General features: G+C 68.8%; 1 protein-coding gene (running past one end of the window). It reads right to left on the bottom strand.

Annotation, left to right across the window (positions count from 1 at the left end):
• Nucleotides 1-23,474: the beginning of a hypothetical protein gene (locus OG395_RS56680; RefSeq protein ID WP_327249993.1), read on the bottom strand. 55,510 nt of this gene lie to the left of the window's left edge; only the first 23,474 of its 78,984 coding nucleotides appear in the window; its start codon is at nt 23,472-23,474; its stop codon lies off the left edge, out of view.

The raw sequence follows: 23,474 nt of genomic DNA, 5'->3' as shown, positions 1-23,474 counted from the left end.
CGGACCTCGGCAGCCATGACGACATTTCCGGCGCTCGCCAGCCGGTCGACCAGCGGGTGGAGATCGCGCTGCGCCGACATGCGGCCGTCGACCAGGTAGGAGACGCGGACCTGCTCCCACCGCCGCAGGCGCCGCCACTCGTCCCACGAAAGCGCGTCCGTGGGGGCATCGTCGGGGGAGTGGATCCGCAGAACCGCACTCCGGTCGAACAGCAAGTACAGGGGGTCGATCTTGACGGAGGGGTCCAGCACGCCGAGGACGCCCTGCTCCGTGCCGTCGGAGACAGCGGGTTCCGTGTCGAGCCGGCCTGTGTTGTCGAGTTCGTCGGAGAATTCGCTGTCGTCCTCGGCATCCGAGAACTCCGGAGTGCCCTCGGAGAAGTCAGTGCCGCCAGAGTCACTCTCCGTCCCGGAGAATTCGCTGTCGTCCTCGGCATCCGAGAACTCCGGAGTGCCCTCGGAGAAGTCAGTGCCGCCAGAGTCACTCTCCGTCCCGGAGAACTCGCTGCCGTCCTCGGCATCCGAGGACTCCGGGGTAACCCCGGAAAAGATCACGGCACCAGAGGCGTCGGCGGCCTGTACCCCGCCGACGAACGAGCCCTCGGGGGAAGAGGGCGCGTTCCACTGGTCGTCGGCCGGGAAAACGAAGGGGGCCGCGGAACTCTCCGTCTGGGGGACGGGGACGGTCTCCTTGAGCTGGACGTACCCGTACAGCCGCCCTGCCGCGTCCTGCCGCCAAACTCGTTTCACCAGCTCCAATTCGGCCGGCTGCGGGAACAACGCCGCACCGCGCGCCGGATCAGCCGACAGGAACGAGACGTCACGGGCCGAGGCGTCCACCACCTCGTAGAGCACGGGATGCCCACCGGGCTCGCCCGAGAGCGGCATCTCCGCCAGGGCGACGAGCTCGTTCAGCGACCCCGCGTGGAACCGTGGCACGCTCACCACAGCGAAGTCCTCAGTATCCCGCGATACCCAGCCGGACCACCAGACCGAGGTGCCGACCGGGGGCAGGAGAGCCAACGCCTCCTCTGCCATGGCCAGATGCTCCGGGGCCTCGACCGACAACTCGTCGACCAAGCCCTTGTCCAGCCATTCCAGCATGCTGTCGAGGGCGACCGCTCGCCGGGTGTGGAGGTCGGGTGAGGTGACGGGCATCCGTTGAACGGTCTGTGCGAGGTCGCGGAAGGCGTCGTCGCGCAGCAGCGTGCGCGGGAAGCCCAATGCCCCGTCGACGTGCATGTTCTCCACGGCCTCGCGGACGACAGCTCGGGCCTCGTCCCGCAGGGCGTTTCGGCCGCGCTCCCCTGGCTCGCCGGTTGCCGCGACGGTCAGCAGGCGTCGGTCCGCCCGGCCGCTCAGCAGATACAGCGCGGTGATGTGTCCGGAGGTCAGCCGGTCGGCGGCCGAAGCCTCCGGGTGACGCTGTGCCCACGCATCCGCGGCTTCCCGGCGAACGGCCCAACTCCGCGCCGGTAGCTGGGGATCGTTTGCGGAGGGCGGGGCCGTGTCCGGGTTCAGGGCGCGCTCGATGCCCTCGGGCACCTGCCCGTCCCCGGTGACCTCAGGGGTGAGCCACCGGTGCCGCTCCTCGTACAGGGTCTGATAGGGCGTCGGCAGCTGGTAGCGCGCCCCGAACGCGGTGTCGGCCCAGGCGTAGAGGTGCGCGGCATCCCGCAGGAGCACGGCACGTTCCACCGCCGGGAAGCCCCCGACCGCGTGCGAGTCGGCGAGGAGTTCGTACAGGCTGTCGCGCTCCTGGGGGAGCAGCCAGGCCATGACCGCTGTCCGGACGGCGGGCAGCGTCCGGACCGGTGCCTTGCCCCGGTAGATCTCCAGCAGCCACCCGGCCACGTCCGTTTTGCGGCTCGGTGCGAGCCGGAAACCGTGGACGTCGCTGAGCATCCGGCGCCAGCCGTCGGCGGAGTCGTACGATGATGTGCGTACGGGCATCCCGCCGTACAGGACGGCGATGGCGACCGTCTCCAGCAGCTCCCACACCTCGGGGTCCGCCGAGCGGTCGGTGGCTTCGCCTGTGACCGGGTCCTGCCGCAGCACCTCGAGCAAGCGCCGGGCGGAGCCGCTGACCTCGGCGTTGGCGTCCGCAGTCAACCACTCCGCGATGATCCTCTCGTACGTGCGGCCGACGACGTCCAGGAGGTGCCAGGCGGCCCGCAGCACATCCGGGTCCGCGGCCATGGCCTCGCCGAGTTCCCTGTCGTACTGGAGGCTGGTCGCTTCCCACTCGGGGTCGGAGTAGAACGCGCGGAAGCCGCTGGCGTACTCGGGGAAGCCGGGGTCCCCGGGGGGTGCGGCGGCGGCCCGCGCCCGGTCCCGCGGGGTGAACTCGGCCAGGCGGGGCAGCTCCTGCCCGGCCTTCACCGCCAGCGCCATGATCGGCCCTGCTCCCGGTCGGAGTGTCCCCGCGATGGACGCGGTGGGGGCGGTGGTCCGGTGACCGCTCCAGTCGGCGGTCTGCTGTCCGACCGGATCCCCGCCGGGCACTTCGGCGCCCGCCGAACAGGAGTGCAGGAAGATCCGGGTTTCCGCCGGCAGGCCGTCGCCGTCCAGGAACGCCTTGAGGTACCGGCCCCACTGCGGCCCGCTGACGCTCCGCGGACCGTAGCGCGACACGACGTCCACGGACTGCGCCGCGCCGTGTGCGTTGGCCACGAACCAGTCCCCGTCCCAGTTCAGCGGCTGCGGAGCTCCGACTGCGTTCCACGAGTCGGCGTTCGAGGGCGTCCAGCTGGCTGTCTCGCGCACACGCGACAAGTAGTCCCTGCGCTGTGACCAGCCCCGGGCATTGTGGCTGGCGACACCGATACGCCGCCCGGCCGACATGATGTCCCGGGTGACGATCGGCCGGTCCCACGACTCACTCGGTCGGACGAGGGGCAGCTCGGTCAACTCGACCCGCAGGAAGCTGCCACCGGTCGCCGCGTCGTGCTGTAGGCGTGCCGACTCCACGCGGAACCTGGCCCTGGACGGGTAGACGACCGTGCGCAGCTCCGGAGTCCTGGACAGAGGGGAGACGTCGGGGGCCGTGGCGCGGTCCACCGACCACATCACCGGCAGGCCCTGGCCTCCGACGAGGTCACGGGACTCGCCGAGCGCGGCTTCCTGGCTGGTGGTCGCACGGTGGAACCGGGGCAGTTCCAGTTCCGTCCCCGGCTTGGGCACGCCGAGACCCTGCGCCGGATCCGGCAGCCTGCTGGTCCAGTAGATCCGGGTGTGGACGGAAGGCAGCATCTCCAGCGCTTCGGCGGCCAGCTCGCCATAGCCGACGAGTTCGTTGCCCAGCCCGTTGGTCAGCCACTCGGCCTGCTCCGCGAGCTGTTCGACGCGGCCCCGCGCCCGGCTGCTCTGGTCCCGGAGCCCCCCCGCGCGGACAAAGGAACGGAACGCGTCATCCCGCAGGAACAGCAGCGGGAACTGCGGGTGTTCGTTCGCCGACGCGGCCGTCACCAGTGCGCGTGCTTCCTGTCGCAGCCGCTCCCGGCTGCCGCCCCCCGCGCCGTCCACTGCCGTGATCAGCCGCGCGTCCGGTCCGCTGATCAGGTAGACCGCCATGACGTAGGCGTCGTTGACGTTGTCCTGTAGGAGGGTGATGTCCTGGTGGCGGCGCAGCCAGTCGGCCAACGCCGCGCGGCGCTGCCGCCATTCCTCGGCCGCCTCGGGTGACAGCTCGCCCTGCCCGGCGGCCGGTGTCCGCTGCTTGATCAGGGCGAGGATGTCCTCGATCCACCGGTCGGTTTCTGTGATCTCCGCGGTGAGCGAGGCCGTCCGCCGGGCGTACAGCTGAAGGTGCGGCGGCATGAGGCGGGCCGCCAACTGGGGGTCTGCTTCGAGGATCTGGTACAGGGAGGGCCCGCGGAGCCGACCCAAGGGGTCCAGGACACCGTTGACCCAGCCATGCAGCCGGGCCGCGTCGACGCGGGAGGTGTCAGGCTCGACCTCGTCGCGCACACCCGCCCGCTGGGCAGCTGCCAGGATCTCCGCCAACGAGTGCGTATCGCGCGGCAGCAGCCAGCCGAGCATGGCCTCGCGAAACAGCAGCGCGTCGCCGTCGGGGACCCGGAGCATGTCATGGACTCTGAGCAGCCACTCAACGGACGCCGCAGGTTTTTGTCTCATCCGCAGGCCACGCTTGTCACGTGCCTCCTGCAGGAAGGACGCACTGTGCGGTTCGGGAGTGGCCGGTGCCAGGGGCAGGGCTTGAGTGTTCAGCTCCGGGCGATCCCGCCACAGGGCACTGAGCGTGCTTCCCGACGGGCTCGCATAGGCGGCGTCCGCGAACATGGTCATGAGCATGGCCAGCCGCACACCGCTGTTCGAGGCGTCGAGCAGCCAATCCACCGCGGCCTCGGGGGAGCCGAAGCCGCTGGCCATCCCCGGCGGGAGGAAGGCATCGGCCGCGCCGCCCAAGCCGTAATGCTCGGGCGCGGTCAGGTGGGCATACAGCGCGCGGACCGCCTTGCGGGCCTCCGCGATCACCATGGGGTCGGCGGCCAGCACCGTCCCCACGGCCTTCTCGTACTCCTGGTTGAGCCGGCGCCACTCGCCTGTGCGGTAGAGCTCCGGGAAGCGGGGAGCGAGCGCTGTCGAGTCCTCGGCGGGGGCATTCCACCCCTCGGAGGGGAACTGCGACGGGGATACGGCGCCGGGTGCGGGGGCTTCAACTGCGCGGACCAGCTGGGGAACGGGGTCGGTTTCGGCAAGCTGAACGTGCTCGTATGCCCGTCCGGTCGCGTCCTGCCGCCAGGCTCGCTCCACTACGCGGAAGTCCGCCAGCTCGGGGTACAGCGCCCCGGCACCGCCCGGATGAGCCGAAAGGAACGAGACGTCACGTGCCGAGGTGTCGATGACTTCGAACACCGCCGGATGCCCATCGGGCTCGTCCGAGACCGGCATCTCGCTCAACGCCGCCGCCTCGTTCAGCGACCCGGCATGGAACCGCGGGACGCCCACCGCGCCGGACGCGGCCGCATCCCCGGGGACCCAACCGGACCACCACAGCGCAGCCCTCACCGGCCGCAGGAGAGCCAACGCCTCCGCCGCCATGGCCGCATGCTCCGGGGCCTCGGCGAACAACTCGTCGAGCAGGCCCTCGTCCAACCGCGCCAGGAGCTCATGGCGGATCTGGCCGAGGTGGGCATCGTGGTCCGGCGTGTGCGGCGGCACGGCCCGGGCCTCCTGGACGAGAGCGTGGAAGCGGCCATCGCGCAGCAGCGTGCGCGGGAAGTCGGCCGGACGGCCCGCCCGTACGCGGTCCACCGCCTCGCTGACGATGGCACGGGCCTCGCGCCGCAGCGCGTCCCGAGCGCGCTCCCCTGGTCCGCTGGCGACCGCTGCGGTCAGCAATGGCCGGTCCGCCGGGCCGCTCATCAGACGCAGCGCAGCGATGTGCCCCGGTGTCAGCGGAGCGGTGAGCGAAAATTCCGGATTGGTGTCGTCCGGGGCGATCCAGCCGTGCCGCTCGGCGTACAGCGTCTGGTACGGGGTGCGCGGGCCGTGCCCGGCGGCCATCTCGGCGTCGGCCCAGGCGTACAGGTGGGCGGCGTCCCCAAGAAGTACCGCACGCTCGACGGCGGAGGAGGCCGCCGTGTTCCGTGTCTCCTCCAGGAGTTCGTAGAGGGAGTCGTCCCCCGCCGCCAATCGCCAGGCGAAGACGGCCGTGCGGGCCGCCGCCAGCCGGTCGGTGGGAGCGTGCTGCGCGTACCGGGCGAGGATCCGCCCGGCGACGGCGGTTCGGCTGTCGGCCAGGTGGAAGCCGCGGTCATCGCGCAGGTCGCGGTAGCGGTTGCTGCCGGTGTCCGCGAGCTGCGGAGGCAGGGTCTCGTCACGGGTGGCCTCGACGGCGCTCGCGCGCATGAGCCGTGCCAGATCCGCGTCCTGCGGGAAACCCTCCGGGAGCGGGGCGGCCACCGCGTCCGGTCGTCCGCGCAGCACCCGGAAGATGTCGCGGGCGGCGTCGATTACGGCGGGGCGGGTCGCCAGGCTCTGGCCGAGTTCGGACTCGTACCGGCGGCTCAGCTCGGCCCAGCGCGGGTGGGAGTAGTAGGAGCGGAAGCCACCCGCGTCGGGGGCCGGGGAACGGCGGGCGGCAACCGGGTCGGTCGTCCCGGCCGGTGTCCCGGACGGGCGCGGGGCCGGGAGGTCCTGCCTCTCCCATCCGGACAGCCTGGCGGGAGTGGCGCGGTCCTCGGAGAAGGCGGCGAAGCCGATCACCCGGCGGTCGGCGGCCACCGTCCGGACGGTGGTCTCCCGCTCCCACGACTCGCGGTTCGGCGGCGGAGCGACCTCGGTGAGGACGATGTGCTCGTACGACGCGCCCGTGGCCGCGTCATGGTGGACGGTCGACGACTCGACCTGGAACACCGTGCTGCGGGGGTAGAGGTACGCGCGCTCGCCAGGGTGTTGGGACAGAGGTGAGACATCACGGGCGGAGGAGCGCCACACGGTCCACACCACTGGGTGGCCCTCGTCCACCTCGGCTTCGCGGGCGCCCGCGGAGCGCAGGACGTCGAGCGCGTCAAGCGCGGCGGTGGGGCTCGCAGCGGCGCGGTGGAAGCGTGGCAGCCGGTAGGCGCTCGGGGCGGAGTCGGCACCCCGCTCGCCAGCCCTACCCGGCTCCCAGGTCGCCCAGTGCACTGCGGCGTCCACGGCGGGGAGCGACTCCAGCGCCTCCTGGGCCATCGAGGCGTGTCCCGTCAGCTCATCGCGGAGTTCGTGCAGCAGTCGCCAGACGCGGTCGGTCAGTTCGGCGCGTCGGATGTCTCGCCAGTCCTCGGCCGCCCTGCGCTCTTCGGGCGTGGCGTCCTGTGTTTCCAGGCCCACGGGCCCGAGGGCGAACTCGCGGAAGGCGTCATTCCGCAGGAACAGCAGCGGGAACCGGGGATGTTCGACATCCGCCTCCCGGCGGACCAGCGACAGCGCCGTGTTGTGCAGCCAAGTGGCGTCGAGGGCACGCTCTTGATTCGACACTCGCGACAGGAGTTCCGAGTCCGGGCCGCTGACCAGGTACAGCGCGGCGAGATACCCCGGCTCCAGACCGCCCGCGAGCGAGGCGGTCCCGTCATGGCGCAGCGACCAGTCGGCCAATGCCTCGCGGCGTGCCCGCGCTTCCTCCGCCTCCCGGTGCGGCAGCGGGTGCGGTCCCGCGGGCGTCCCGTCGAATGCGATCAGCTGGGCGATCTCGTCGAGGGTCTGGCCAGAGCCGGTGATCTGCGGGGTAAGCCACTGTGCGGCTGCCGCGTACATCCCGTGGTGGGGCAGGGGGTGCCGGGGCATGTCGGGCGCGAGGGCCTGGTCGGCCCAGGTGTATAGCCGCGCGGCGTGGGCGTCGCTACGGGCGAGATCGGGTTCGGCGTCGTCGCGGACGCCCCGCTGCTGGGCCGCCGCGAGTATCTCCGTGAGGGAGTGGTCGCCTCCCGGCAGCAGCCAGCCCAAGAGGGCTTGACGGAAGAGCAGTTCGCTCTTGCCGGGAATGTTCAGTGCCTGGTACAGCCGGAGCAGCCACGCCGCCGTGTCGGCGGGCCTCCCGGTCAGCCGGAGACCGCGCCTGTCGATGACGGACTGGGTACCGTCGGCGTCCGGCTGCCGGCCGGCGCTGGTGCGCGGCAGAAGGGGCAGGCTGCGGGTGTTGAGCTCGGGCCGACTGCTCCACAGCGAGCTGAGGGTCACGCCGGAGGGGCCGCGGTAGGCGGCGTCGGCGAACACGTCCATCAGCGTCGCCAGGTCGGAGCCGGAGTCGATCCGCTCGAGAAGGTCGAGCACGCCGCTGTCCGGACCGTAGTGGTCTGGCCTGGCCAGGAGCCGGACGAGGCCGCGAGCTGAGTTTCGCGCCGTGTCGATGACGTGCGGCTCCGCTGCGATGGCCGCGCCGAGGGCGGTCTCGTACTGCTCGGTGAGTCGGTGCCACTCGTCCGAGCGGTAGAACGCCGGGAAGCGGCGGCCGTGCTCGACGGGGTACTCGGCACGCGCCAGGTCATCGCGGGTCTGCTGGACGAGGCGTTCGACGAGATCCCCGCGCTCCGCGTAGGCCGAGCCGCTCGTGACCGCGGAGCGGTTGGGCCCGAGGCCCTCGGCGTCGTCCGCCTCATCGGAATCGGCGGCGTCACGGACATCTGCGGCCGGCCAGGAATCGACGGCGGTGATCGCGCCGCTCGCCGAGTCCACGCCTTCCTGAACGTCCGGGCCGGGGCGCTCGCCCGGCTCCGGCGCGTTCCAGCCCTGGGTGGGGAACTGATCCGCCCCGACGCTGGCATCCCCGATTCGCTGGTCGAGCGTCGCGATCGCCTCGCGGAGCACACGCCTTATCTCGTCCGCGCGTTCCTGCGCCCGGGCCTCGACATCCCGGAGGTTTTGGATAAGGCGGTCCGCGAGCTCGACGCGCTCCCCGGTCGAGACGCTCCGGAATCGCTGGTAGGCCACGATGGCCGCCTGCATCTTCTGGCCGAACTCACTGTGGAGAATCTCGAGGATCTCTTCCTCATTGTCCACCAAGTCCCTGGCGGTCTCCAACTCGGATGGGTTGGCGGCGGCATTGTCGATGCGGGCCGCCGTCTGCTGAGCGCCCCCCTCCAGGGTTTCCAGGAGTTCCAGCCATCCGGCGGTCTGCCGCGCAAGATAGCTTGCCGTCATACCGGCCGGGTCGGCGGTGCCGTCCGGCAGGTAGCGTCCGTCGCCGTCCGGATTGTGTACGGCGATGGGACGCGGCCAGCCCTCCGCCAACTCGCTCCCGACGAGATCGACAGGGAGCCCCGGAGCGAACTTCGCTTCCGGCCAGTACAGGCTCGTCACCAACCCGCCCAGCTCTTCGTCACTGTCCAGGTTGAGCGCCCGCTCCATGAACTCGCCGCCGATGCGGTCGACTTCACGCATCACTGACAGGACGATGCCCTCACGGACATCCGAGCCGTAGAAAACCTCCTCATCGAACGAGACAGTAGCCTGCGTACCGGGCCTGTCGGGATATGTGTGAACCCAAGTGGTCCGCATCCCAGGCTCGTTGGGCACGGAGGGTGCCAGCGCGGTGGTGCGCGCCGGCGTCTCCCGTCCCGGCATCCGCAGCTCGCTCATGGTCCCCCCCTCTTGCGGTATGAGCTGGTCGTGCAGGGAGACCCAGCCGCCGAGCCGCTCCAGCTCGTTCAGGTCGAAAACGAGGGTCGTGGGACCGTAAACGGTCTGCATGGGGGCGTCGCCGACTTGGACCCGGGAGAACAAGAAGTCCGTACTCCCCAGGGCGGTTTTGTCCACGTCGAAGGTAAGGCCGGACGCGAGGTGGGAATTTCCATCCCGCTGCATTCGCGCGGAGGAGATCAGCACTCCGCTGTTGGCGATGGCATGATAAGCCCGCGTGGCATGCTTGAGCCGCAGCGGCAGGTCCATCAACCGCCGGTAGAGATCCCTCCACTCCTGCTGCCCCAACAGGAGCTGCGTCTGGGTACGGAGCCCATCAATGTTTCGCTCCGAAAGCTTCCGAATGAATTCGACCCGATCCTGCGGGGACAATGTGTCCAGAGACACGATCTGGCTCCACTGCGTGCCCTGCGGAATCTGTGCATAGCCCTTCCGCGTGCGGTAGTTCCGCACGTGCCGCGTGAGTTCTCGCATCGACTCCGGGTAGACCGGCAGCAGACCGCCGACGCTCAGATCGCGCGCGTCACCGGCCCTCACCGCACGCTCCACCGCGTCCACCAGATTCCGGGCCACCCCCACCAACGGCACCAGGGCGTTGCGCAGATGGTAGACACCGCCCAGAGCAGCCGCACCGCGAATGGGGCCACGGAGCGCGGTCTCCACCACATCGGCGATATCGCGCACTTCGGCGGCTCGCTCCAGCAAAACCGCGTCCTCGACCGGAGCGACTCCCCCGACCAGCAACTCCAGCCCGGTAACCGCCACTTCCAGCTTTGCACCGCGTTCCCGGACCTCATCACCGGTCCACTGGATACGGTCGCCGGTCCAGTCACCGGCCGCACGCGCCGCACGGTCCACATCGGACGCGAAGCGGGCAACCCGCTCAGCCCCGTCCGCGCCGGTGCGGGCGAAGTGATCGACCAACGCATCCAAGTCCAGCTGAGAGTACGCCTCTCCATCCACCCAGTAATCCGACTCGTCCTGCTCCTCTTCGGTCAGGTTGCGCCATTCCCGCCAGTCCACAGCCTCGACGGGAATTCCATCGGCTGAGGAATACTCCTGGATCCCGCCCTGGTGACTGTAGAGGTAAAGCGTCGGCATGTCAGGATCCGAGCCCGTCAGCTCGTCATCCATGACGTCGGATTGCCCGGGGGGCGAATTCCAGCCCTGGGTTGGGAACTGCTCCGCCCCGACGCTGGGATTCTGAGTCCTCTGCCTCATGGCGATGATCGCACTCGCAAGTTCGCGTTCGATCTCGGACACGCGTTCCTTCGCCCGGGCCAGGGCATCCCGGCGCTCCCGGATCAGGCGGTCCGCGAGCTCGACGCGCTCCCCGACCGAGGCCCTCCGGAACTGCTCGTAGGCCGCGATGGCCTTGTCCATCGCGATGAAGATATGGCTTAGGTCCTCCCAGACTTGCTGCCACTTGGTGTGCGCCTCGCGCTCCGCGCGGGATTTCACACTATCGGTGGAGGCCCGGTCGATGTCGGCCACCAGTCTGCCGAGGGACTTCGCCCCCTTCTCGATCCGGTACAGCAAGTCGTCGGCTTTCAACGCCTTGTCGACCGCTGCCCTGCCGTACGGGTCCATGGTGCCGTCCGGCAGGTAGCGTCCGTCGCCGTCCGGATTGTGTACGGCGATGGGACGCGGCCAGCCCTCCGCCAACTCGCTCCCGACGAGATCGACAGGGAGCCCCGGAGCGAACTTCGCTTCCGGCCAGTACAGGCTCGTCACCAACCCGCCCAGCTCTTCGTCACTGTCCAGGTTGAGCGCCCGCTCCATGAACTCGCCGCCGATGCGGTCGACTTCACGCATCACTGACAGGACGATGCCCTCACGGACATCCGAGCCGTAGAAAACCTCCTCATCGAACGAGACAGTAGCCTGCGTACCGGGCCTGTCGGGATATGTGTGAACCCAAGCGGTCCGCATCCCATCCTCGTTGGGCACGGAGGGTGCCAGCGCGGTGGTGCGCGCCGGCGTCTCCCGTCCCGGCATCCGCAGCTCGCTCATGGTCCCCCCCTCTTGCGGTATGAGCTGGTCGCGCAGGGAGACCCAGCCGCCGAGCCGCTCCAGCTCGTTCAGGTCGAAAACGAGGGTCGTGGGACCGTAAACGGCCTGCATGGCAGCGTCGCCGACTTGGACCCGGGAGAACAAGAAGTCCGTATTCCCCAGGGCGGTTTTGTCCACGTCGAAAGTAAAGCCGGAAGCGAGGTGGGAATTTCCATCCCGCTGCATTTGCGCGGAGGAGATCAACACTCCGCTGTTGGCGATGGCATGATAAGCCCGCGTGGCATGCTTGAGCCGCAACGGCAGACTCATCAACCGCTGGTGAAAATCCTTCCATTCCTGACGTTCAAACACGTGGGCGACGCTACTTCTCAGCGCCTCGATGTTTTTGGCGGAAAGCCGTTGGATGAAGGTGTGGCGCTCGCTCGGGTCCATGTCGGCCAGTTCGGGGAAGCGCATTCGCCACTGTGTGCCCTGGGGAATCTGGGCGTAGCCCCTGCGGGTACGGAAGTCCCGCACATGCCGCGTGAGTTCTCGCATCGACTCCGGGGAGACCGGTAGCAGAGCGTCGACGCTCAGGTTGCGAGCGTCACCGGCCCTGACCGCGCGCTCCACCGCGTCCACCAGATTCCGGGCAGCCCCCACCGTCGGCACAAAGCTGTCCCTCAAGTGGTACTGACCGCCGAAACGGGCAGCGTCCACCATGAAGCCGTTCAACGCCTGCGCCACCACATCGGCGGAACGCCGCACCTCGACCGCACGCTCGAGCGCCACCGCCTCGTCGAAGTCCCCGCCGCTCAGCAACCGTTCCAGGCCACCGAGCGACTCCTTGAGCTCCTGGAAGCGAGCTTGGACCTCCTCACCGGTCCACAGAACCTGACTGCCGTCCCCGCCGCCGGCGACACGAGCCGCACGGTCCAGACGGGAAGCAATGTCCCGAACCTCGCGAGCCCACCTGGACTCGTCCAACCCGGCGAACCGATCCACCAGCTCGTGCAGCTCCCGCTGAGACAGAACGCCGGTGTCGATGAGCGCCTTCGTCTTTCCCTTCATGTAGGGACTCAGGGCCCGCCATTCACGCCAGGGTAGGACGCCCTGCGCGGGAGCGTCGCTCAACGAGCGCAGCGACGTGACCGCCTTGCCGTCGAACACGAGATAGAGCGAATCGCGTTCCTCGGCTTGGCCGTCCTCGGTCGGGGGTCGCGGCGTGGGGGAGGGGAGCGGGGTCGCCTCGTCGACAGTCACTTCTAGGAAAGCCGAACCCGCTGGGCCCCGGACGATGCGTTTTCCGACCACGGTGAATGCCACGTCCGGCGGGAAGAGGACCAGGTTCCTGTCCGGCCGGTCGGAGAAGGGCGTGACATCGCGGCCCGTGGAGTCGCCCACACGCAAGACGGCCAGATACTGCGGCTCGTCGCGCTTCGGTGTGGGCAGGAGCTGGATCGCCTCCTCTAGGTGAGTCGTTGCTCTGTGGCCCAGCTCGAAACGAATCTCGCTGCCAGGCTCGAGAGGGCTCTCGACGGCGGTTCCCCGCATCCAAACCGGAAGGAAGACTTCCTTGCCCACAAGCGGCAGCGCTGCCAACGCCTCTTTCGCCGTGTACGCGTGGACGGGCAGGAAGCGCAAGGTGGTTTCGGCTATCTGGTCCAGACGCCGCGTGACGGCACGGATGAGATGTACGGGCCAATCAGCCGTGTTTCGGGTTACGACCTGGTCCAGCTCCGCCGCCGTCTTCCTGAATTGCGGACTCTGGACGAGGAGCCGCAGAAGCAGGTCGTCGTCACCGCTGTACGGGCCCAGGGCGCGCGCTTTCACCCGCGCAGCCGCGAGGCGCTTCCACCGGTCGAGCCAGTTGGTGAGCAGTTGGTCGGTTTCGGTGTCGAAACGAGAGGTGAACCCATCGAAGGCGTCTGCGGGTTGTTCCGTCGTGGCGTGCAGCTGCAGGGCGGCTATGTGCGCCTGCTGCAGGTGGACGGAGCCCTGCTGCTGATGATCGGCTTTCCACTGCTCGACGGCGGCAGCCACGCTGAGGGTCTGGCTCGTCGGCGCGCCCGGCCACTGGTTGTCGGGCGACGCGAACACCTGCTGTAGGTCATCGGGCCCCAACGACCAGGCCTCCCGGCTGGCCGCCTGACTTATCGAGCTGTAGAAACGCAGGTGAGGCAGAGTCAACGCCTCACTCAGCCCTTCAAGTACGGACTCGGGCAGCGCGGCGGCGACCACGGCCTCGAACTTCCGGTACATGCCAACCGCGTCGCCTGAGAGGATCTCGGCAAGATCCTCCGTGGGGTGCACCGCCTGCATGGCTTGGAACACCTCGACCATCGAGGCCGTGCCGGATTCCAGCGAGTGGCTCATCACCGCCAGAAGGAAGACAGACGGGTTGTCGGCCACGCCCAACTGGTCATACGCGTCCAGCAGCCACTGCTCGCTGTCGGCCGGACCGGCCGACAGCGAGAATCCCCGCTTGGTCAGGCTCTGCCGCTCGTCGGCGGAGTATGGCGAGTCGGACTGCGGGCGTGCAAGCAGGCCTTCCGGCCTCAGCTCGGGCTTGCTCTCCCAGAGGTCGGCGAGGGTGTTCCGCTGTTCTTCGGTATTGGCGTAGGCGGCGCGCCGGAACGCGTCCATCAGGTCGGTCAGGGTCGCCTCGCCGCTCTCGCCGAGCAGATGGTCGAAGGCCTGCACCGTCTCGGCGGCGTTGCGCGGCTCGGCGTCCAGGAACACCCGGGATGCCGCCTCCGCGCCGTAATGGCTCGACAACAGCGCATGCAGCTCGGAGACCGCCCGCCTGGCCTCGTTGATCACCGCGGGGCTGGCGGCGAGCGCCCGGCCGACCATGCCTTCATACAGCAGACTCTGCGAGTTCCAGGCGGGATCGGCGTACGCCGCGTCGAAGGGCGACAGCCTCTCTCCCGTGGCGAACCCCGAAGGGTCAGCGATTATCCGCTCAAGTTCATCAAGCATCTCCTCGACGCGTGCGGTGACCTCGGCCCGCTTGTCCGCTCGCTCCTTGAGCAGTCGCTCGGCAAACTCCCGGCGACTGTCTTCTGCGTAAGACCGGAATTCGACGAGCCTGCGGAACACGTTGCCCTCGGCTCTCCAGTACTCCCAAAACCTTGTCTGTAGATGGTTCTGGAACCCCTCGGCTTTCTTCCGCAGTACGTCGTCCTTGTCCGCCCTCGATGACGCCTGGAGTTCCGCGACTATCGTCTGGAAGCCGGTCCAACCATGCTCCGGTTGGGTCGCCCGGCCGTCCGCTTCGCGGGCGGCCTTGCTCGCCGCTATGGCCAGTGGGTCGATGGTGCCGTCGGGCAGGTAGCGGCCGTCGCCGTCCGGGTTGTGCACGACGATGGGATGCGGCCATCCGGTCGGCTGCTCCGTGAGTCCGAGGTCGATCGGCAGCCCGGGGGCGAACTTCGCCTCCGGGCGGTACAAGCGTGAGACCAGCTTGCCGAGCCCCTCCTCGTCGAGGCCGAACGCATGCCGGGGGAAGTCCCCGCCGATCCGCGCCACCTCGCGCAGCACGGACAACGCGAGACCCTCGCGCACGTCCGCACCGTGGAAGACCTCCTCCTCGAAGGAGACCAGAACCGACCGCTGGCCGGCCGGCGCATCCGGGTAGGTGTTCACCCACTGGGTACGCCGCCCGCGACGGTCGATGCCATCCAGGACCCTGGAGGAGCGCAGAGGCCTCTCGCGGCCCGGCACCCGCAGCTCGCGCATGCTCGACCGGCCCAGCGGGTCGAGCTGGTCGTGGAGGCTCACCCAGCCGCCCAGCCGCTCCAGCTCCTCGAGGCCGAAGACCAGCGTGGTAGGACCGTACCGGGTCTGCATGGGGGCGTCCCCAGACTCCACCCGGAAGGAGACGAAGTCCCTGTTGCCCAACGACCCCGCGTCAGCTTTGTTCCAGCCCGAGGCGAGGAAGGCATCGCCCTGACGTTCCAGCGCCCACTGCGAGACCAGCACACCGCTGTTGGCGATGGCGTGGAAGGCCGGCGTGGCGTGCTTGAGCCTCAGCGGAAGGTTCCGCAGCCGCTCATACAGGTCCCGCCACTGCCTGTCGCCCAGCAGGTCACCCACGTCCGACCGCAACGACGCGACGTTGCCGCGCGACAACTCCCGCACGAACTCAGCCCTATCCGCACGCGTCAAATCGTCGAGACCCGGCACGACGTCGTGCCACAGGGTGCCTTCCGGGACGCTGGCATACGCCCTGCGCCCGCGGTAGGCCCGCACATGTTCGGCGAGCGCCCCCAACGTGCGTGGGGCCACAGGCCGCAGGCCATCCCGGACCAGCTCGCTGGCATCCCTGGCCGCCGCCGCGCGCTCCACCACGTCCGCCAGATTCCGGGCCGCCGCCACCATCGGCACATAACTGTCCCTCAAGTGGTACTGACCGCCGAAACGGGCAGCGTCCACCATGAAGCCGTTCAACGCCTTCGCCACCACATCGGCGGAACGCCGCACCTCGACCGCACGCTCGAGCGCCACCGCCTCGTCGAAGTCCCCGCCGCTCAGCAACCGTTCCAGGCCACCGAGCGACTCCTTGAGCTCCTGGAAGCGAGCTTGGACCTCCTCACCGGTCCACAGAACCTGACTGCCGTCCCCGCCGCCGGCGACACGAGCCGCACGGTCCAGACGGGAAGCGAAGTCCCGAACCTCGCGAGCCCACCTGGACCCATCCAGCCGGGCGAACCGGTCCACCAGCTCGTGCAGCTCCCGCTGAGACAGAACGCCGGTGTCAATCAGCGCCTTCATATTCAGCTGCGTGTAGGGACCGCCGACTCGCCATTCACGCCAAGGCAGGACGCCCTGCGCGGGAGCGTCGCTCAACGAGCGCAGCGACGTGACCGCCTTGCCGTCGAACACGAGATAGAGCGGGTTGAGTTCCTCGGCCTGGCCCGGTGCCGAGTTCCAGCCTCCCTTGGGGAATTGTGCTTCCGTCGGAGGCGTCTGGTCGGGTGTGTCCTGGGTCGCGGCCTCGGTCTGGGGCCGCGGCGTGGCGGAGGGGAGCGGGGTCGCCTCGGAGACGGTCACTTCTACGTAAGCCGAACCCGCTGGGCCCTGGACGTTGCGCTTGCCGACCACGGTGAATTTCATGTCCGGCGGGAAGAGGACCAGTTTCCTGTCCGGCCGGTCGGAGAAGGGGGTGACATCGCGGCCCGTGGAGTCGCCCACACGCAAGACGGCCAGATACTGCGGCTCGTCGCGCTTCGGTGTGGGCAGGAGCTGGATCGCCTCCTCTAGGTGAGTCGTTGCTCTGTGGCCCAACTCGAGACGAATCTCGCTGCCAGGCTCGAGAGGGCTCTCGACGGCGGTTCCCCGCATCCAAACCGGAAGGAAGACTTCCTTGCCCACAAGCGGCAGCGCTGCCAACGCCTCTTTCACCGTGTACGCGTGGACGGGCAGGAAGCGCAAGGTGGTTTCGGCTATCTGGTCCAGACGCCGCGTGACGGCACGGATGAGATGTACGGGCCAATCAGGCGTGTTTCGGGTTACGACCTGGTCCAGCTCCGCCGCCGTCTTCCTGAATTGCGGACTCTGGACGAGGAGCCGCAGAAGCAGGTCGTCGTCACCGCTGTACGGGCCCAGGGTGCGCGCTTTCACCCGCGCAGCCGCGAGATCCTCCCAGCGGTCGAGCCAGTTGGTGAGCAGCCGGTTGGTGTCGACGTTAAAACGGGAGGTGAACTTCTCAAAGAAGTCTGCGGGGTGTTCGGTGATGGCGTGCAGCTGCAGGGCGGCTATGTGCGCCTGCTGCAGGTGGACGGAGCCCTGCTGCTGATGATCGGCTTTCCACTGCTCGACGGCGGCAGCCACGCTGAGGGTCTGGTCCGTCGGCGCGCCCGGCCACTGGTTGTCGGGCGACGCGAACACCTGCTGTAGGTCATCGGGCCCCAACGACCAGGCCTCCCGGCTGGCCGCCTGACTTATCGAGCTGTAGAAGCGCAGGTGAGGCAGAGTCAACGCCTCACGGAGCCATTCAGGTACGGACTCGGGCAGTGCGGCGGCGACCACGGCCTCGAACTTCCGGTACATGCCAACCGCGTCGCCTGAGAGGATCTCGGCAAGATCCTCCGTGGGGTGCACCGCCTGCATGGCTTGGAACACCTCGACCATCGAGGCCGTGCCGGATTCCAGCGAGTGGCTCATCACCGCCAGAAGGAAGACAGACGGGTTGTCGGCCACGCCCAACTGGTCATACGCGTCCAGCAGCCACTGCTCGCTGTCGGGCGGACCGGCCGACAGCGGGAATCCCCGCTTGGTCAGGCTCTGCCGCTCGTCGGCGGAGTATGGCGAGTCGGACTGCGGGCGTGCAAGCAGGCCTTCCGGCCTCAGCTCGGGCTTGCTCTCCCAGAGGTCGGCGAGGGTGTTCCGCTGTTCTTCGGTATTGGCGTAGGCGGCGCGCCGGAACGCGTCCATCAGGTCGGTCAGGGTCGCCTCGCCGCTCTCGCCGAGCAGATGGTCGAAGGCCTGCACCGTCTCGGCGGCGTTGCGCGGCTCGGCGTCCAGGAACACCCGGGATGCCGCCTCCGCGCCGTAATGGCTCGACAACAGCGCATGCAGCTCGGAGACCGCCCGCCTGGCCTCGTTGATCACCGCGGGGCTGGCGGCGAGCGCCCGGCCGACCATGCCTTCATACAGCAGACTCTGCGAGTTCCAGGCGGGATCGGCGTACGCCGCGTCGAAGGGCGACAGCCTCTCTCCCGTGGCGAACCCCGAAGGGTCAGCGATTATCCGCTCGACTTCCTCAAGCATCTTCTTGGCGCGTGCGGTGACCTCGGCCCGCTTGTCCGCTCGCTCCTTGAGCAGTCGCTCGGCAAGCTCCCGGCGACTGCCCTCAGCGTAAGACTTGAATTCCTCGAGCCTGTCGAACACTTTGTGCTCGGCGCTCCCGTAATCACGAACTAGGTTGTTTAGAAAACGCCGAAAATTCTCCGCTTCCTCGAGCAGTACTTTGTCCTTGTCCGCTCTTGACGATGTCTGGAGTTCCGCGACTTCCGTCTGGAAATCGGTCCAATGCCTCTCCTGTTCGAGCGCCAGTTCGTCCGCTTCGCGGGCGGCCTTGGTCGCCGCCATGGCCAGCGGGTCGATGGCACCGTCAGACAGATAGCGGCCGTCGCCGTCCGGGTTGTGCACGACGATGGGCCGCGGCCATCCGGTCGGCTGCTCCGTGAGTCCGAGGTCGATCGGCAGCCCGGGGGCGAACTTCGCCTCCGGCCGGTACAAGCGTGAGACCAGCTTGCCGAGCCCCTCCTCGTCGAGGCCGAACGCATGCCGGGGGAAGTCCCCGCCGATCCGCGCCACCTCGCGCAGCACGGACAACGCGAGACCCTCGCGCACGTCCGCACCGTGGAAGACCTCCTCCTCGAAGGAGACCAGAACCGACCGCTGGCCGGCCGGCGCATCCGGGTAGGTGTTCACCCACTGGGTACGCCCGTCACGGTCGATGCCATCCAGGACCCTGGAGGAGCGCAGAGGCCTCTCGCGGCCCGGCACCCGCAGCTCGCGCATGCTCGACCGGATCAGCGGGTCGAGCTGGTCGTGGAGGCTCACCCAGCCGCCCAGCCGCTCCAGCTCCTCGAGGCCGAAGACCAGCGTGGTAGGACCGTACCGGGTCTGCATTGGGGCTTCTCCCAACTCCACCCGGAAGAAGACGAAGGCCTCGTTGCCCAACATCCACGCGTCTGCCGTGGTCCAGCCCGAGGCGAGGAAGGCATCGCCCTGACGTTCCAGCGCCCACTGCGAGACCAGCACACCGCTGTTGGCGATGGCGTGGAAGGCCGGCGTGGCGTGCTTGAGCCTCAGCGGAAGGTTCCGCAGCCGCTCATACAGGTCCCGCCACTGCCTGTCGCCCAGCAGGTCACCCACGTCCGACCGCAACGACGCGACGTTGCCGCGCGACAACTCCCGCACGAACTCAGCCCTATCCGCACGCGTCATCTCATCGAGACCCGGCACGACGTCGTGCCACAGGGTCCCTCTCGGGACGCTGGCATACGCCCTGCGCCCGCGGTAGGCCCGCACATGTTCGGCGAGCGCCCCCAACGTGCGTGGGGCCACAGGCCGCAGGCCATCCCGGACCAGCTCGCTGGCATCCCTGGCCGCCGCCGCGCGCTCCACCACGTCCGCCAGATTCCGGGCCGCCGCCACCATCGGCACATAACTGTCCCTCAAGTGGTACTGACCGCCGAAACGGGCAGCGTCCACCATGAAGCCGTTCAACGCCTTCGCCACCACATCGGCGGAACGCCGCACCTCGGCCGCACGCTTGAGTACGCTGCGGCGGACAGCGGCCCTTGAAACGCCGCCTTTTCGACGGAGCAACCGATTCCAACGGTCGCTCAACCGGTCAATCTCAGTGAGAGCGTCGTAGAAGTCCCCGTCGCTCAGCAGCCGTTCCAGGCCGCCCAGCGACGCCTGGAGCTCCTGGAAACGAGCTTGGACCTCCTCACCGGTCCACAGGACCTGGCTGCCGTCCCCGCCGCCGGCGGCACGAGCCGCACGGTCCAGACGGGAAGCGAAGTCCCGAACCTCGCGAGCCCACCTCGACTCGGCCAGCCCGGAGAACTGGTCCACCAACTCGTGCAGCTCCCGCTGGGACAGAACGCTGGTGTCGATCAGCGCCTTCGTCGTTTCCTTCGTGAAGGAGGCCAGGGTCCGCCATACATGCCAGGGCAGGACGCCCCGCGCGCGAGCATCGCTCAACGAGCTCAGGGAGGTGACTGCATTGCCGTCGGCCAGGAGGTAGAGCGGCTTGAGCTTCTTGGCTTGGTTTCTTGGCGTGTTCCAGCCGTGGGGGGGGAGTTGGGTGGTTGTGTTGGGGGTGGTCGTGTGTGTGGTGTTGTCGTTGTGGGGGGTGCCGGGGGTGGTGTCGGGGGTTGCTGAGGTGGTCTTGGGGTGGAAGGTTCGCCAGGTGGTGGCGTTGCCGTCGGCGTCGTATTTCAGGTTGACGCGCGCATCCTGGCCGCCGGACTCGGTGAATGCCACCTGGCCGACGGGTGCGTTGACCGTCCACCCGGAGACGTCCGCGACGATCTGCGCGTCGATCTGCGCGCGGTCCGGGGCTGTGGACTCCGCCCCAGCCGTGCAGGACAGCAAAGTGATCTGCTTGAAGCCGGACAGCTCCTTCTTACGCGCGCGCAGTTCCTGGCCGACCTCCTCAGCGCTCCAAACCACGCTGCGCCCGTCCGGCCCGACGACGTGGAATCCCTTCTCGTCATGGTGGAGCGCCAGGAAGAAGGACTCCCCGAACCCTTCGGGAAGGTCCCGCCACTCACCGACCTTCCCCTTGACGGCGTCCATCCGCCACTGCACATAACGGCTCTGCCCGCCAAGCTTGCCGTAGACGTCCTTACGCGCCTTGACATCCTTGGCGTTGAACGACATCACCCCGATGCGCCTGCCGCTGGAGTCGGTGATCTCCCGTGCCACCGCATCAGGAGCCTGCCACCGGGACTCCGCCCGCCCACCACCGGACGGCTTGCGGTCGCGAGCGGAGGTGAAGTCACCGGAGAGGGGCTGGCCCGCCGACACAGCCGCAGCCGCAGCCGCGGCCTGGGACTGCCCGGAACGCCGACCGGGTACGCCGTCGCGCCCCGCGCCGCGCTGCGCTTGAGCGGGCAGCACACCGCCCTGCGTGGCACTTGCGACCGGTTCCACCACGATGCGCGGGGCCGTGCTCTCCACAGACGGCCTGGCCGCACCCGGCGCGGTCTGCCGGGCCGGTCGACCGCCGACCACGCCGACGCCAGCTGCGCCAGTGACGGCCGCGGAACGGACCTGGCCCCCGACGGGCCTGGGGTCCCCGCTGGTCGTGGGCGTCCGGACGCTAGGCCGGCTGTCCGGCACCTGGGCTCCGGAGACCGAGCCCGAGGAAGGAGGCGGCGTAGCGGACGACGTCGGCGTCGGCGTCGGCGTCGGCGTCGGCGTCGAGGCAGAGCTCGTGGTCTCGGCGCCGGACGTGTCGGCCGACCAGACCCCTGACCCGTCCCCCCTTCCGGACCCGGACCCGGACCCGGACCCGGTCCCGGCTGCGGCTGCGGCCGGAGCTGGGACGAAGGGGGCACCCTGCACAGGAGCGGTCGGCACAGCCTGCGACGGAGCCGAAGCGATAGCCTCGCTGTCACCCGCAGGGCTCTGACCCGCAGGACTCTGACCCGCAGGACTCTGACCCGCAGGACTCTGACCCGCAGGGCTCTGACCCGCAGGGCTTTGACCCGGAACGGTCGGCACGCCCGCAGCGGGAACCGCGGAGACGGCGGGGCCGACCGGGACGGCCGGACCGCTGAGCGCCGGCATGGATTCGAGCTCGCCCGTGCGACCGTCCTCCCGCCCCTGGGACACCTCCGTGTCCGCGACCGCGTCGAAGCCCTGGCTGTCCTGCGGGCTCGTCCGCGGTTCGCCGGTCCGTTGCGGGCCGACCGGCTGCTCGCCGGTCTCAAGACCCGTCGCGGAGATCGGGCTGCCGGTGCGAGACAGCTGAGCAGAACCAGCGCCTGTCGAGGTGCCAGGCGTTTCGGGGGCCCCGGACAGCGTCGGCATGCGCGAACCCCCGGCGCCCAGCCCGTCGTCCTGGCCAACTCCGTGCGTTCCCTCCAACACGAGCCCGGTCTCGTCCTGCGGCTGCACCCGCTCGACCGTGCCGTCCTCGGCCCGAGCCCCGCTCGACGACGCCGGACCGCGCACCTCCCCGCCGACCCCGACAGAACCCTCCAAGCCCGCCCCGCCACGCGCCGCCTGCAGCTCACCGTTCACGTCCGCAGCCTCGTGCAAGCCAGACCTGCTGAACATTCCCGTCGCGCCGACAGCCCCATCGGCCACCGCCGCAGGCGCTCCCACACCCTTCACAAGCCCCACACCGGTGTCCATACCGGTGTCCATACCGACGTCCGAGGCGGACACGGAGTCGTCCCCGACATCGGTGAACGACGACGCATCGCTGACATCGCTGAAAACCGACGACCCGTCACTGAAATCGCTGACGTCACTCAGGTCGCTGACACTGCTGACACCACTCAGGTCGCTGACACTGCTGACGTCACTCAGGTCGCTGAAACTGCTGACACCACTCAGGTCGCTGACACCGCTCAGGTCGCTGACACCACTGAGGTCGCTGACACCGCTCAGGTCGCTGGGGAACTGTGGAGCATCTCCCAAGTCAGGGACGTCCGCACCCGGCAGGGATCCCGGAGTAGCAACCGCCTCGAGCCCGACCTCCGCCCCCACCGGACCCGGAACTTCGGGGCCGTTCGGTCCAGGCGGAAGCAGAAGCGGGGGCTGAGAGGAGAGCGTAACGGCGGGCCGCCCTGAATCCGGGACGCCCAGACCGGCGCTTCCCTCGACGCCGAACCCATCGGGCGACGCCGTGAACTGCGCGCCCTCCCAGTCGCCAACCGCCAACGGGTGGCCGCTGTTGTCCCGCACCGCGTCCGGCGAGTCGAACACACCCGGCTTGTCGCCGAAAAAGTTGTCGTTCAGCGAAGTCTTCTGGAAAAACTGGTGGTGCAGCGCCAGGCCGGCCGTGCTCACCGCGATCTCCGCACCGGCTGTCAACCCACCGCTGACACCCGACATCCAAAAATCTTGCCAGCTGAGCCCGAACTTCCCCTCAAATATTAGCTTTTGTAGCCCCATGGCGAACGTCTCAGCCTGACCCTCGTTCACAAAAGCGAACGGAACTTCCGAGCCCTCTTTCAGCCAGTGCTTGTCCTTGAAATGCTTCGCGACGTACTTCCCGTAAACCTCGCCCAGCGCACCGCCGAACAACCCGGCGAAGAAGCCGACAAGCGCCGACTTGCCGACGTCACCCCAGTCGAAGCCCTTCCGCCGCCGATCCGGATTCTCCGGCACCGTCATCGACAGGAACTGCGCGAAGAACGACGTGAACGCCTCCTCAAGCGCCTCCAGCACCGCCGTGAACGGCGTCGGAGCAGCACGCCCCATCCGCTGCATGATCAAAATGATCGACAAAGCGGTGCGCGCCCGCACCGCTACCGCCTCGGACAGCGACAACCCACCCGTGAACACCGACATCAGCGCAATCAACGCCAACTCGAGATTCATGAGAGAGAACTCGATCAGAATCTCGAACTTGCCCTCGGCCAACTGCCTCGAGCGGCCGACCTGCCGATCGCCCGTCTTCTCCAGCTCATCCGCCATCCGGTACAAATGGTTCACGCCGTTGTCGTCGACGAACAGCCTCATCGCCCCGACGAACTGGTCCCCCACCGCTGGGGGCATCGAATACCCCACCTGCGCGATCGCACCCTGCATCGCACCCGACAACCCCCGCAGATCTTCCGCCAGCTTCTGATACGGCAA

It is taken from the genome of Streptomyces sp. NBC_01320 (assembly GCF_035974375.1).
GTDB classification, from domain to species: Bacteria; Actinomycetota; Actinomycetes; order Streptomycetales; family Streptomycetaceae; genus Streptomyces; species Streptomyces yanii.
Note: the sequence above shows the minus strand (reverse complement) of the source record. Positions and strands in the feature narration are given on the sequence as shown.